The sequence below is a fragment of the SAR324 cluster bacterium genome, assembly GCA_029245725.1.
Taxonomy (GTDB): Bacteria; SAR324; SAR324; order SAR324; family NAC60-12; genus JCVI-SCAAA005.
The window spans coordinates 12817-27572 of the sequence record JAQWOT010000061.1 but is presented as its reverse complement, the minus strand read 5'-3'; the positions used below and the strand labels follow the sequence as shown (position 1 = coordinate 27572).

Sequence of the window (14756 nt, the reverse complement as noted above, 5' to 3'; positions counted from 1 at the left end):
CATTATTGGAAATCATATTCTGATGGATTGGTAATCCTTCGACTTCACAATTCAAGAGAGCTATGCGAATCCAACAAAGCATCGAAAACAAACTTCAAGATCAATTGGAACCTGATTTTCTTCAAGTGGAGAATGAGAGCCATCAACACAATGTTCCCTCAGGATCAGAATCCCATTTTAAGGTGACAATCGTCTCTGCTGCTTTTGAAGGAATTAATTCTGTCAAAAGGCATCAACAAGTCTACCGTGTGTTGCAGGAAGAATTGCAAGGCGAGGTTCATGCCCTCTCTCTCCGTTGCCATACTCCAACCCAGTGGTCAGAGTTAGGCGAACAGATTCATCTAACTCCTAACTGCCGAGGAGGCAGCGGGCACTAGTTATTGTCCTCTTCTTCAGCGGCTTCAGCAGCCTGGGTTTTTCCATGACACTGCTTGTATTTTTTCCCGCTGCCACAGGGACAGGGATCGTTCCGGCCAATGTGCACTTTCTGAATAGGAGTTGGTTTCAATTCCTCTGGCTTTGTATCAGGACTTTCCCCATGCACCATTGTCATCTTTTGCTCGGGCATAGTTTCCTGAATTGGCCGCACTGGACTTGGACCAACCTGAATTTTGTAGAAGAGGCTGACTGCTTCTCGGCTGATTCGAGCCATCAGGTCTGAGAACATGTCGAAAGCCTGACGCTTATATTCATCCAAAGGCTTCTTTTGAGCGTAACCAACTAGGCTGATGCCCTCTCGGAGGTGGTCCATTGAAAGCAAGTGATCTTTCCAGAGTCCATCATTGATCTTGAGAAGAATCTGACGTTCAAGGTCAACCACCATCGCATCAAACCGAGCAGACTGATCTTTGTCTTCTTCGTTAACCCCAGCAGCGGCTTGTTCAGCAGCAAGGTTTTGCCCTAGTTCGTTGTGGAAGTACGTCAGTTTTTCCCGGTAAAGATCCTCCACTTGCTGATGGAACTGTTCTCTGAATTCCTCAGCATCAAGCTCTTGTTCGTGCCAATTTTCCTTGGGTAGTTTGCCAAAAATATTGGTGAACGCCTGATTAAATCCTGATGCATCCCACTGATCTACGTACTTTTCACTACAGTGTTGATCAAATAACTCATCCACGACATCACTAGACATTTCCAGCATCAATTCCTGTACTGAATCTCCCAGGATTTCCCTTCTGCGCGAGTAAATGATGGATCTTTGCTTTTCCATCACATCGTCGAACTGCAGAACATGTTTTCGGATGTCAAAGTGATATCCTTCCACTTTTTTCTGGGCATTGCCAATGGCCTTGGTAATGAAGACATGCTCAATCTGCTCATCCTCATCAATTTGAAGCCGATCCATCATTTTGGAGATTCGTTCACCTCCGAATACCCTGAGCAGATTGTCTTCAAGGGAAAGCATGAATTGAGAGGAACCTGCGTCACCTTGGCGTCCAGATCGGCCCCGTAATTGGTTGTCAATCCTTCGACTGTCGTGACGCCCAGTCCCCAAAACGAAGAGCCCACCTTCTTCAAGAGCTTCCAAGGAGGGTTTAATATCTGTCCCCCGCCCCGCCATATTCGTTGCAATGGTGACAGACTTAACTTGGCCTGCCTTGGCAATGATTTCTGCTTCACGTTCATGATTTTTGGCGTTCAAAACTTCATGTGGAATCTTGGCTTGGCTTAGCAGTTTGCTGATTGCTTCTGAGACTTCAATGGATACGGTACCCACCAATACGGGTTGTCCTTTTTCGTGGAGTTCCTTGATGGTACTGACCACTGCACGATATTTCGCATCTACCGTTTTGAAGATCACATCAGGTAGATCTTTTCTCGTCACGACTCGGTTTGTTGGAATAACCACAACACCCAAGTTGTAAATTTTCTTGAACTCGTCTTTTTCTGTCTCTGCTGTTCCTGTCATTCCTGAGAGTTTGTCGTAAAGACGGAAGTAATTTTGGAAGGTGATGGTTGCAAGAGTCTGATTTTCACGCTCAATCCGAACTCCTTCCTTGGCTTCCAAGGCTTGGTGCAAACCATCACTGAAGCGACGCCCTGGCATCAGGCGACCAGTGAATTCATCCACGATCACAACCTGTCCCTTTTGAACCACGTAATCGACGTCTCGTCGGAAAACGTAATGTGCTTTCAGTGCCTGGTTGATATGGTGCAGCACCTCCATATTCTCATAATCGAAGAGGCTGGTGTTGGGCTGAAGCAAGTGCTCCACACGCTCCTCCATCAATTCAGAACCTCTTTCAGTGAGGTTGATTCCCCGGGAACGCTCATCTAATCCATAATCACCCTCGCGGACAGTCTCATTATCCTCCTTCTCCTGCCAATTGGGATCGATGTCGTGTTGTTCATGGGTTGGTAGTTTTGGTACTTCTTCACGACGGATTTCGCGGCTCAGTCTATGGACCAGTTTGTTGATGACGTAGTATTTCTCAACATTGTCTTCTGTTGGTCCACTGATGATCAGAGGGGTACGGGCTTCATCAATCAGAATACTGTCAACCTCATCGACAACTCCAAAATTAAAACCTCGCTGAACGTAATCTGTCAGCGCGAACTTCATGTTGTCACGTAGGTAGTCAAAGCCGAATTCGTTATTTGTTCCGTAGGTAATGTCACAGCCATAGTTGTCACGGCGACTTTGGTCACTATATCCATGCTGGATCAGGCCTGTGTTCATTCCAAGGAATCGATAAATTTGTCCCATCCAGTTGGAATCACGACGTGCAAGGTAGTCATTCGGCGTGATCACGTGCACCCCAAGTCCGGTCAAAGCGTTCAAGTAAACAGGGCAGGTTGATGCGAGGGTTTTTCCTTCTCCAGTCTGCATCTCAGAAATATTACCTTCGTGTAAGGCAATTCCCCCAATCAACTGAACATCGTAGTGTCTTTCTCCGATGACTCGCCTGGCTGCTTCACGGACCAAGGCAAAGGCTTCTGGGAGCAAGTCGTCAAGTGCTTCTCCATCTTTGTGTCTTTTTTGATATTCCTCGGTCTTATTTGGGAAATCAGCATCTTGCAACTGTTCCATCTGTGGTTCCAGTTCATTGATGCGGACCACCAGATGGCGGTAGCGTTTGAGGGTGCGATCATTTTCACTACCGAAGATCTTTTGGATCAGTTTCATGGCTTCCTAAATGTGCGAAACGCCAAGACAAGAAATCAGGGCTTTCACCAGATTTGGTGTGGGCCTGAGGCGGGTTCACTAGGTTTGAATAAGCAGATTGTCGATTAGACGAGTATTACCTACAAACGCTGCAACCATCAAGCAGACATTTCCGTTAAATTGTGAAACGGGTTGAAGTGATTCTGCATCAACGAAGCTGAGGTAATCGATCTTGATTTGAGGGACTGCATTCAGTTGGCTTGTAAGGGTTTGAGAAAGTACCTCTAGATTTTGCTTTGGTTTGTTTTGAATGATTGCTGCGGTCTGCTGCAATGTTTGGTAGAGGATCGGGGCTACTTTTCGCTCTTCTAGATCAAGATAGGTGTTGCGTGAACTCATTGCCAATCCATCCTCCTCCCGCACAGTTGGCAATGCTTGAATTTCAATTTGGAAGTCAAGGTCACTCACCATTTGACGGACTACTTGAAGTTGCTGAAAATCCTTCTGACCAAAAATTGCGAATGTTGGTTGAATGAGTTGGAATAACTTACAGACGACAGTGCAGACTCCACGAAAAAAATGTGGACGACTCCTACCTTCCCATCTTTCAACTAGTGGTCCGCTGGGAACGACATAAGTGGAAAAACCATTGGGATATAGATCCGTTACGGTGGGTGCAAAGATCTGGGTTGCTCCAGCTAATTGGGCCATATCAATATCACTGGCCAAGCTCCTAGGATAACTTTCGAGGTCTTCATTGGCAGAAAACTGTGTGGGATTGACAAAGATAGAAACGACGACTTCCTCCGCACAGTGGGCAGCATGCCGAATCAATTGAAGATGACCTTCATGGAGAGCTCCCATTGTGGGAACTAGGCCAACGGGATTCCTCCAATCTTGCCTCAGTAAACGAAGATGTTTGGACGTTTTGATTGGTACAAGTGGAGTTGATGAAGTCATTAATCCAAAGCAAATTGGAATCGGGTAGTGTCAGCCTTTAGTAAGTAATCCAATAATGGAACTAGCAGATTGTTAGGTAACAGCAAGCCGTACCCCTTTTGTGGTTTGAAATATCTGGGTATTCGTAGTAAATGATCGTTGCAGTTGATGAATATTTTGTGACCAATTGTTACGAAACACCATATCGCAAAATTAAATTTATTCGTTGATTCCACCTAACTGAATATTTCTTGTCGAGATTGGCCAATGAACCATCGCATTCTGGTGATTGATGATGATCCGAAGATTCTAGAAACCTGTCAGATGATTCTAGCTCCAGAGATTTCAAAAGCTGGGAAAGAACTAGAGTCTATGGCAGGTGAGCTTTTTGAGGAAGATGTTGAGAATGGTCTAGATGAAACCTTGAATATCAAATTTGAAGTAACGACAGTTAACGAGGGAAAGATTGGAGTTGATGAGGTTGGTAAAGCTATTCAAGCTGGACAGCCCTTTACAATGGCATTTGTTGATATCCGTATGCCTTACGGAATTGATGGTCTTGAAACCGCTCGTCAGATTTTGAGTATTGATCCGGACATGGAAATTATCATTCTGACTGGATACTCAGATACTCCTCGTCAGAGCATGGCGCAGCAATTGGGTGTCAGTAATTTTCAATTGCTAAAAAAACCGTTTGATCCTGATGAATTGATGCAAATGGCTCAGTTCTTGGCTCATCGACAGGATATGCATCAGCGCAGAGGTGAGCAAAGCAAATGAGAAAAAACATGAACAATGTTTAGGAGTTTTCAGCTATGCGTGTCTTAGTGATTGATGATGATCCTAATATTCTGGAGACCTGCCGCTTTATTCTTGGAGATGAGGATCAAAGTGCAAAACAGGATTTGCAGATGATGGCTAGTGCTCTCTTCGGTAGTGTGGAGGAAGTTGTAGAAGAGATGGTCAATAACTTTGAAGTGACTACCGTCAATCAAGGTTTGTTGGCATTGGAGGAAGCAGGTAACGCAATTAGCGATGGCAACCCCTATCAAATTGCGACCATTGACATGCGAATGCCACCAGGAATCAATGGTCTGGAGACTGCGAAGCGCTTGATTGAGATTGATCCCTCAATCGAAATTGTGATTGTGACAGCTTACTCTGACACCTCACGAATGAGCATGGCCAAGGAACTCGGTGATGGCCGATTTTTACTATTGAAAAAGCCTTTTGATCCAGACGAACTAACGCAGATCGTTCAATTTTTGGCAAATCGAAGAGACAAAGAAATCTTGGAGAATTAAAAGTTGCTCACTAAAACCCAAGTTCTGAATGCATAGCAGCTCCGAAGGTAGCCCCTCATGACTCATCGCATTCTCGTCATTGATGACGATCCAAAAATTCTGGAGACCTGCCGTTCAGTTCTGGTGCCTGAGGCTAACGTGGCAGGAGAGGAATTGCAGGCCATGGCAGATTCGCTCTTTGGTACCCAGCGAGTGGCTCCTGAAGAAGGTGTCGGCAGAGTCCGTCAGTGCTTTGAAGTAACTACGGTTAACCAAGGGTTGCTGGGCTTGGATGAAGCAGTCAGGGCGAACAAAATCGGTCAACCGTTTTCAATTGCTTTCATCGATATGCGAATGCCTCCGGGCATTGATGGTCTGGAAACTGCGGAACGGCTTGTCACGATTGATCCATTTATTGAAATTGTGATCGTTACAGCCTACTCAGATACATCTCGTCAGAACATGGCTGATCAACTTGGTGACAGCCGGTTCCTACTGCTAAAGAAACCATTTGATCCCGACGAATTGACCCAGATGGCTCAGTTTCTCATCTACAGACGAGAAATTGACCAATTGAACCGAGCTTATGAGCGTTTTGTACCCAAGGAATTCCTAAAACTGTTGAACAAGGAAAACATTCTGGAAGTGCAAATTGGCGATCACGCCGAAATGCCCATGTCCATTCTCTTCTCTGATATTCGCTCCTTCACATCCCTTTCAGAACGTCTCTCACCGGCAGAAAATTTTCGCTTCATCAATTCCTACCTTGGATTGATGGGGCCGGTAATCCGGAGGAATCGAGGCATCATCGACAAGTTTATTGGTGATGCAATCATGGCGCTTTTCCAAGTGGAACCAGACGATGCCGTGCGTGGAGCTCTTGAAATGATCCGTTCGCTTCGCTGGTATAATCAAGGGCGTTCACGTGCGGGTTATTCTTCGGTGCGAATCGGGATAGGTATTCATAGTGGAAATGTGATGCTGGGTACTATTGGGGAGCACTACCGAATGGAGAGCTCTGTGGTGAGTGATGCCGTCAATCTGGCTTCTCGCATTGAAATGCTGACCAAGCCTTTCAAGACTGATCTGTTGATTAGTGAAGGTACGTACGATGGTCTGAAAGACTCGAGTCAATACATGATTCGCTTAGTAGATATGCGCAAGGTGAGAGGTCGAAGTCTGCTGGTCAGACTTTATGAGGTTTTTGACGAGGAGTACGAAGACCTCCGAGAGTTCAAAAAAGAAAATTTAGAACTGTTCGAGCTAGCTGTGAAATCATTTCACGCCTCAGAATTTGACGATGCTCGCTCCCAATTTGAGCGTCTGGCTTCAATGGGAGTTGAGGACAACCTTGTTGAGCTTTACTTGGAACGCCTTAAACACATTGCTGAATATGGTGATGATGCACCGATTGATGAGCATTTCTAAGCCAATCCGAATCTTCTAAATCAACTGAGTTCTCGATGAAGTTTGTTCGAAGCCTACAGAACGAGATTGTAATTTCTTTTATCCTACTCGCCATGTTCCCAAGCCTCATTGGAGGCGCAGTGACTCTGATTTATTTTCAGAACATGATGGAGAAGGAAGCGCAACAAAATCTGGAACATATAGCAGAACTATGGGCGCTGGCATCTGATCAGTGGTATCAAAATGCGGCAAAGGATATTCGCCAGTTAGCTAATGCCCCCAATCTCTGGAAGGCGGAAGCATTTGCGCAGAGAAGCCTTTTTGAACCCGATCACTATGCTGGGATCTGGCAACTGAACTCTGAAGGCCAGTTGCTGCAAACGATCAAGTCAGGTGAATTGCCCGAAGAAACGAGATGGGAAACTCTCAAGGAATTCAATCAATCCGAACTTGGCTCTCTGCAGTTGCTCAAATCAGGAACAATTGTGCTGCCGATTCGGGTAGATGTAGCTAATGAGGAACTGGTTGGCCGAGATCGGACCAATTCGAAATTGCTAGCTTTGCTCAGCAGTCAATCAATGACGGAGTTGTTTACAGACAGAAATCAGGACGGACAAAGCAGAGGATTCTTTGCCGATTCAGCGGGGAATGTACTCTCGTTCATGCCTGATAGAAGCCTGTCTGACGAAACTTGGCAGCTGATTGGAAATTGTCGTGAAGAGGTTACAGGATCTGGGGTTGTGGTTAATGATTTTGGTGATGATGTAGTGACGGCTTATCGCTGGCTAGGCTACCCAAATGCTTGTCTAATCGTAGAAGTCGACCGGGAAATCGCTATTGGTAAGCTTGGGGTGCGTTTGCCGTTATTAGTGACTCTGATCTTCGGAATCATCATTGGAATTTCACTGTTGGGAGTTCGTTTTCTAAGTCGTCACTTGATGCAGCCTATTCATGAACTCGTCGGTATTGTTAACCAGGTGGCAGATGGAGATTTCACTTCGCGTCCGAAGGAAAGTCAATTGGTGGAGATCAAGAAACTCCATCGAGCTTTTACGGATATGGCGAATAGCTTGGAAACCTACAACCGTTACCTTGAAGAGCGAGTTTCCCAGCGAACCTTGGAATTGAATGAAAAAAATCTACAACTTCGTGAAACTATGCGTCTGCTGGATGAGGAAAAGAAGAAGCAGGTACAGCAGGCATACAACGCCGGTATTGTTGAACACGCAATCAGTGTTCTGCACAACATTGGGAACGCCATCACCCCCCTTGTAGTCCGACTCCAAAAGCTTCATCAGAACAAAGTAGAATCACAGTTTTCCAGCTATCTCCAACAGTTGTATAGTTTGTTGGAACAGCACCAGGGTGACTTGGGAGATTTTTTCAGTTCTCCCCGTGGTCAACAGTTTCTACCATTCCTCAAGCAACTCACCCAAACCTCTGACCAACAGGAAGAGGATGAACTTAAGTCGATGGATGTGATGGCACATCAGCTTGATCACATCACGGAAATTATTGCGTTACAGCAGAAGTACGCGACACAGCAGTCGAATACTGAAGAGGTTCAGATTGAACAGGTGATCGATGATGCGATGGAAATGATGAAGCCAGCGTTCGATAAGCGAAACATTATGGTTATCGAAGAAGTTCAACCAGAACTACCAAAAATTCAAAATGATCCAAACAAGCTCGTTCAGATCTTTATGAATTTATTCAAGAACAGCATCGAGAGCATCGATCAGAGTCTGCGTGCCTCCAAAGATGGGTATCAGGGGAGGGTCAGAGTGGGAGCCACGATACTGAGAAGTGACCAACTTCAGATGTATGTTGAAGATAATGGCCAAGGTGCTGAACCAGAGTCCCTGAAGCGGGCCTTTGAATTTGGATATTCAACCAAAAAGCGTGGTTCTGGGTTTGGTTTGCACGACTGCGCAAATTTTATCCGTTTTCACAAGGGTATTGTTGAGTTGACATCCGAGGGCATTGGCAAGGGGGCAAAGATCACTTTCACTCTGCCAATCACCAAATCAAAGAACGAAAAAGAAGAACAAGAGGCCTAGAATCTTCGTTGCTTTTGTTCTTCAATTCCAGAAATCAATAGATGTGGACAGATAGGTAATCAGTTCATGATGAACGCTGAGCAACAAAATCAAATTCAAATCAAACGTGATGCACTGAACATGAATGTGATGTCTCTGAAGCCAGAGCATTTTCAGGATTTGGCTCATGTTGGCGCAATCCTCTCAGAACTGGAAGAATTCACATCATTGATGGATAGACTGGAGCAGCCTCAATTCAGCAAGGTTTTGAGAGAATTGGGGCATAAGCTTGGCCAAATTGTGGCAGAGTTGTCTCCATACGAATCTGGTCTGGAAGAATTTCAGCAACTTCATGAGCAGTTTGATAATGCATTAGAACTCCTTTACGCGGGAGATCAAGAAGACGCCGATAAGATTCTGATCCGTGCATTGGATAGTAAATCAAAGGCTGTGAAGAGTTTAGCATCACAAGATCACTACAGTGACTACGCAGAGATTTTCCAGAATTGTACCGAAGAGATGAAAGGGGATGAAACCCTTGTGGAGTTCATTAGTGAGACTGAGGAAGGGCTACAGAATACTGAGGAGACTCTACTTAGATTGGAAGAAGATTTTGAGGATCAAAAAGCGATCTCTAGTATCTTCCGTGTCTTTCATACAATCAAAGGGACTGCTGGATTTTTAGGTTTGACGGATCTGGGAAGCTTGGCCCATCGGACAGAGGACTTGATGGTTCAGGTCAACGAGGGAGAACGCGAAATCACATTGGAGATCCTAAACGCAATCCTGTGTGCTACAGATGGTTTATCCAAGTTGATTAGTCAAATGAAGGCTATGATTGCAGGAATGAGTTCAGAGTCGGTGGATCTTCGAGAGGCTTATCAACTTTTGGATTATTTGCTAAGTGATGAGGTATCTAAATCCATCCCAGCTTCAGAAAATCCTACTCCTGAAATTATCAGTGCAGCCCCACTACCTCACTTTGAAGATCAAAAAACTCTGACGGAAGCTCACACTGAAGCGAGCCAGATTTCAACGAACACTTCGAAGTCTCCCACCACTGAGGTTTCAAAAACGAATGAGAACGTGGCAGCAACTCAAGTCATGGATATGCTGAAGATTCCAGCATTTAAACTTGATGAGTTGTCTGAGTTCATTGGTGAAATGGTGGTTGCACTCTCGGTTTTATCCCAGAACCCAACGATTGCCAATCTGGAAGATCGCGAATTACATGACCGATTAGATCAGTTGAACAAGATTACAGAGCAACTTCGGGATCGGATTCTCAGTATTCGCATGTTTCCGGTCAAGAACGTCTTTTCAAAGCTAACAAGGCAGATGCGGGATCTCTCAAAAAAATCTGGTAAGCAGGTCAAGCTCACTATTCAGGGAGATGAAACATTAGTTGATAAGACGATCATAGATAGCATCTACGCCCCCCTGATGCACATCATGCGAAATACGGTTGATCATGGAATTGAAACTCCTGAGGAACGAACAGCAGTGGGTAAGTCCTCAGAGGGAACCGTCAAACTTTCCGCACATCACTTGGGTGATTCCATTCTGATTGAGGTGCGTGATGATGGGCGTGGATTGGATCGTCAGAAACTGCTTACAAAAGCCCTGGAGCGTGGCTTGATCAATGAGCGAGAAAACCTCACTGATCAACAAATCTTCATGTTCATCTTCACGAGTGGTGTTTCCACAGCAAAGGAAGTGACTGACATTTCTGGCCGTGGGGTCGGCATGGATGTCGTGAAGAAAGAGGTTGAGAAACTTCGTGGTAAAATCAGCGTGGAGACTGAGACAGGAAAGGGCACTGCTTTCCTAATCAAATTGCCCTTGACGACCTCAATCATTGAAGGGTTGGTGGTGCGTTTGGGCGAAAATTGCTTTGTTTTACCCATTCTTGATGTACATCTGACGCTGATTCCAAAAAAGGATCAATTGTATGACGTTCAAGATCGAGAAAGTGAGTGTTTGATTCTGGCTGGAGAAGTCATTCCAATCATGCGGCTTCATGAGTTTTTTGATGTTGAGGCTGATGTGATGGTCCCAGAGGAAGCAATCATTGTAGTTGTCAAGTACGGTGAGAAAAAATATGGACTGATGGTCGATGAACTGCTGCACCGGCAACAAATTGTGGTAAAGAATCTTGGAGAAACCTTTGTCAACCTGCCTGGAATCACAGGGGGAACAATTCTTGGTGATGGGAGAGTCGGGTTGATTCTAGATCCAGAGACGCTGATTCATCGCTCACACAACATCAATATGACGATCAATTGAGCAGTCAAGATCAGCCGAGGTAAAACTGATGAATGATCTATTTGAAAATTCGGAAGGGAAGTTACTGACTTTCCTGCTAGGAAACCAGGAATATGGCATCAAAATTCTTGAGGCTCGTGAAGTTGTGGGCATGATGCACATTGATCCTGTCCCGCATACCTCCGATTTCATGAAAGGGGTGATCAATCTTCGTGGAAAGATCATCCCAGTGATTGATTTGCGGACCAAGTTCAAGATGCCTCAGGCGGCACCGACCAATGAAACCTGCATTATTGTTGTTGATTTTGGGAACGCCTTCACGGGAATCATTGTAGATTTTTTGATTGGGGTAACCCGGATTGAAGAGGTCAGCTTTGAAGAGACTCCACAGATGAGCGCTAACATTAGAGCCGAGTTCATTTCAGGAATGGCCAAATTGGAGGATAGGGTAGTGATTGTTCTTGAACTAAAAAATGTTTTGTCTGCAAAGGCAATGGTAAGTATCCCAAAAAATCAACCTGAGATCGCATTATGACTGTTTCCATGCGAGGGCTAATCAATTGTGGGTTCTGTGTATTAGCTTTGCTGATTCTACTTGGGGGGGAGTTGTTTCTCAGGAGAGAAATGTTGCTGTCGCTCGAAGCTTCCTCACTTGATGAAGCGACTTTAGAAACGCTGCATGGACTCTCGGCAACACACGAACTGTGGCTCATAGTACTTGCGGGAATCCTCGCACTGCTGTCAGTATTAATTTTTTGGAATACAGGAAGTGCCAGTATCAGACACCTGAAAAAGATGGTTGAGGAATTGATGACGGCTTCTTCACAACTTCGTAAAGCTTCTGAGCAAGTCGCAAAAAATTCTGCTGAGCTTTCTAACGATTCTCTGCAACAAGCAACCAGTGGAGAATTGGCTTCTAATGTGATGCACGAAATTGCTTTGCCTTCGATTGCTGTCTTTTCCTCAAGTTCTATCCAAGTGGCAGAGCAGATTGAGGATATCAATGCCCTTGCTCGCTCTGTTGAAGAGAATACAAGGCGTACCTTAGAACTCTCCGCAGAAGCCCGGGCAGCGGCAGAGAGTGGGGTTCAGGCAATGAGTGAGATTAGCAGCGCGATGCGAGGTGTGCAGGAAGGAAGTACTCGTATTACAGATATCATCGAGGTAATTGATACGATTACCCACCAGACTAAGATGCTTGCAACAAATGCAGCGATTGAGGCAGCCCGGGCTGGTGAGCAGGGGAAAGGTTTTGCGGTAGTTGCTGATGAGGTGTCCAAGTTGGCAGAAAATTCCAAAAAGGCAGCCCGTGAGATTGGTGAGCTGATTAGAGAAAGCGTTTCCAAAGCTAGAGATGGGGGAAAGCTTGCTGCCGATGGAGAAGCAGCCCTTCAAAATATCCTGCAAACTGTGGTTGAAGTTGTGGACCTCGTAAGTGATGTTGCCCTTTCTGCCTCTGAGCAAACAGATAAAATGAGAGAAGCTGAGAGGCTTATCATTGAAATCAAACAGGCTTCAACAGATCAAAATAAGCACACTCCTGAGTTGGCAACCGCTATTCAGGACATGATCAAAGTTGCTCAGAAATCAGCAATGAACGCCGATTCTGGAACCGTTGCAGCAGAACAACTTTTTGCACAAGTTCATATCTTGAGTGACTTGGTAGATCGCCTCGCTTCCCAGATTGGCACCTCCAAAAAATCTCAGGTAGCACCAATGCAAGCTCCGAAGCCCAAAAAGGAAGCTGTCAACAATGCTCGCTTACTGCCTGCTCCATCAAAAAAGTCAGGCCCCAAGTTTAATCCAGAGATGAAACGCCCACTGGCAATGAAAACTTCGACTTTAAATATCAATCAATCCAATCTGTCCAAACCAAAACCTGATCCTCAAAGCAAGCCCTCCGATATCATTCCCATGCGGGAAGACTTCTCAGAATTCTGAGAAATTTCTTTGCAGGGTTTCTCTCCAAAGCGAGCAATCTTCTTATGGTGTTTCGATGGGGGCTAATGTCCCGAATTCTGCTTGCCAGTAGTTTTGTAATAATTGTGCTTGCTCTACTACGATTAGGTGTCAATTGGGTTTTGATTGAAGATCAGGTGATGGAGGAGATTCTATCTGAATCCATAGCAGTGACACAGCAGGCTCATATTGTCTTGAAACAAAGTGCTCAGATTCATGCTAAGCACCTTGGGAAATTGGGAGAGAAGGAGCAATTAATCAGTCAGAATATAAGCAGTATTAAAAGCCTTTCCCCTAGCGTAATACCCATTCATTTCGCCCAGGAAGTCGCTCAGCAAGGATTGAAAAGTGAGTACTACAATTTACGAGTAATTCGAGAAAACACCTCAAATGAAGCTGTGCTCACAGATTTGGATGTCCTCAATCAAATGCGTGAGAATGAGCCCAATGAACTATTTCAAGTAGATGCAAAACAGAATGTTGTCCGCTATATCAGTCCCATTCGAGTGGGTCAGGAATGCTTAGTTTGCCATGGTGCCAATGAAAGTCTAGAGCAGGATCCATCATTAAAGAATGAATTGCGTGGGTGGAAAGTTGGAGAAATCCCAGGAGCCTTTGCTGTGATTGTAGATCTTCAACTTATTTCGGATCTTTTCCAAGAAACCATACCAAGACTCCTCTTGGTGAGTCTAATCGTGCTTTGTTTTGGGCTGGCGATAGCATTTATGGTCACTCATTCGATCTTGAGACGACTAAAAAGTTTTGTCATTCGACTGCATCAAATGGCCCACAATAAGGTAATAATCGCTGAACAGGTTAGGCAAAATAGTAATAGCGTGGCTTTGTCGAATGAGAACCAAGCTGCTCAGCTTCTGAAGGTGATGGAAAAGACTAAGGAACTTGGAACACACGCTCTGGAAAATCAAGACAAGGCCCAATTGAACATAAATTCCACTGATCAATTGAACGACTCGTTTCAACAGATCATTGCTCAATCCCAATCCACAGAGCAGGCTGTTTCAGGTATGAGAAATTCTATCAAAGAGGGTTCTGAATCAATGGTAAATATTATGAGTGTGTTACTTGATGTCAGAGATAGTGGCTTACTCATCAACAAAATTTTGGAGTCCCTGAATAGTATTACTCAGCAGACAAAAATGTTGGCTACAAATGCTGCGATTGAAGCAGCTAGGGCAGGTGAGCATGGAAAAGGGTTTGGAGTAGTGGCAAATGAGGTCGCTAAACTCGCTGAAAACTCAAAGCTTGCAACTCATCAGATTTCAAAACTGATCTCAGATTCAGCACAGCAAGGTATGCAAATAGGAGAGTTGGCTGATAGAGGAAATCAATCACTGAAGCAATTAGAGAATAAATTTGAAGCTCTTTCAGATTTTGTAGAAGACTTGGCAAAGTCTGTTCTTCTAAATAGCGACAATGTCACTGACATCAACGGTCGAGCTTCTAAAGTGAGTGAGTTGTCACTGTCCCAATCAAAGGAAACAGAAGGTCTGCTCTGTCTTCTTCAGCAGATGGATGAAAATGAACACCAAAACAAGAACTTCACAGATAAGACCTTGATTGAAGCCCATCAGCTACATGAAGGAAATTTACATCTGCTAGGACTGATCAAAGAGATTGAAGGGTTAATCTCAGGTGATGAAAATTCAACCCAAATTTCGAAAAACAGGCTGAATAATCAGAGCAAATTAGAACGTCTGCAGTTACCTTCAAATACAAAAAATTTGGGTGGTTGAACTTTGC

Annotated in this window: 11 protein-coding genes; 9 read left to right on the top strand and 2 right to left on the bottom strand. The window is 44.7% G+C overall.

All coding sequences use genetic code 11. The features are described from left to right. Window positions 1-62 precede the first annotated feature (62 nt). Entirely contained in the window at window positions 63-377 is a 315-nt protein-coding gene (locus P8O70_02735) for a BolA/IbaG family iron-sulfur metabolism protein (GenBank protein ID MDG2195801.1), read from the top strand. Here the strand turns inward: P8O70_02735 and secA are convergent. Further along, window positions 374-3124 carry a preprotein translocase subunit SecA gene (gene secA / locus P8O70_02730; protein MDG2195800.1) on the bottom strand — a complete coding sequence of 917 codons (2751 nt, stop codon included), beginning with the start codon at window positions 3122-3124 and terminating at the stop codon, window positions 374-376. The two genes, P8O70_02735 and secA, sit on opposite strands and share 4 nt — an antisense overlap. 78 nt (window positions 3125-3202) lie before the next feature. After that, window positions 3203-4063: a pantoate--beta-alanine ligase gene (gene panC, locus P8O70_02725; protein MDG2195799.1), complete on the bottom strand. Its 861-nt coding sequence runs from the start codon at window positions 4061-4063 to the stop codon at window positions 3203-3205. 246 nt (window positions 4064-4309) lie between these two features. On the opposite strand from panC, the gene P8O70_02720 reads away from it, so the two are divergent. From P8O70_02720 to P8O70_02685, 8 genes are all read left to right on the top strand, one after another. Further along, window positions 4310-4822 carry a response regulator gene (locus P8O70_02720; protein MDG2195798.1) on the top strand — a complete coding sequence of 171 codons (513 nt, stop codon included), beginning with the start codon at window positions 4310-4312 and terminating at the stop codon, window positions 4820-4822. Window positions 4823-4857: 35 nt separating this feature from the next. Next, window positions 4858-5346, top strand: a complete 489-nt coding sequence (locus P8O70_02715; protein ID MDG2195797.1) for a response regulator — start codon at window positions 4858-4860, stop codon at window positions 5344-5346. Window positions 5347-5403: 57 nt separating this feature from the next. Next, the gene (locus tag P8O70_02710) at window positions 5404-6753 is read left to right on the top strand and encodes an adenylate/guanylate cyclase domain-containing protein (protein ID MDG2195796.1); all 1350 of its coding nucleotides are present in this window, start codon (window positions 5404-5406) and stop codon (window positions 6751-6753) included. 35 nt (window positions 6754-6788) lie between these two features. After that, complete coding sequence (locus tag P8O70_02705) at window positions 6789-8792, top strand: ATP-binding protein (GenBank protein ID MDG2195795.1); 2004 nt, start codon at window positions 6789-6791, stop codon at window positions 8790-8792. 66 nt (window positions 8793-8858) lie between these two features. Beyond that, window positions 8859-11057, top strand: a complete 2199-nt coding sequence (locus tag P8O70_02700) for a chemotaxis protein CheA (GenBank protein MDG2195794.1) — start codon at window positions 8859-8861, stop codon at window positions 11055-11057. A 28-nt stretch (window positions 11058-11085) separates the two neighbouring features. Then, on the top strand, window positions 11086-11571 hold the full coding sequence (locus P8O70_02695) for a chemotaxis protein CheW (protein MDG2195793.1): 486 nt from the start codon (window positions 11086-11088) through the stop codon (window positions 11569-11571). Next, window positions 11568-12977 (top strand): methyl-accepting chemotaxis protein, encoded by a 1410-nt coding sequence (locus tag P8O70_02690; GenBank protein ID MDG2195792.1) that lies wholly within the window; start codon window positions 11568-11570, stop codon window positions 12975-12977. Before P8O70_02695 ends, P8O70_02690 begins: the two co-directional genes overlap by 4 nt. A gap of 65 nt (window positions 12978-13042) precedes the next feature. Further along, window positions 13043-14749 (top strand): methyl-accepting chemotaxis protein, encoded by a 1707-nt coding sequence (locus tag P8O70_02685; GenBank protein MDG2195791.1) that lies wholly within the window; start codon window positions 13043-13045, stop codon window positions 14747-14749. Window positions 14750-14756: the final 7 nt, after the last annotated feature.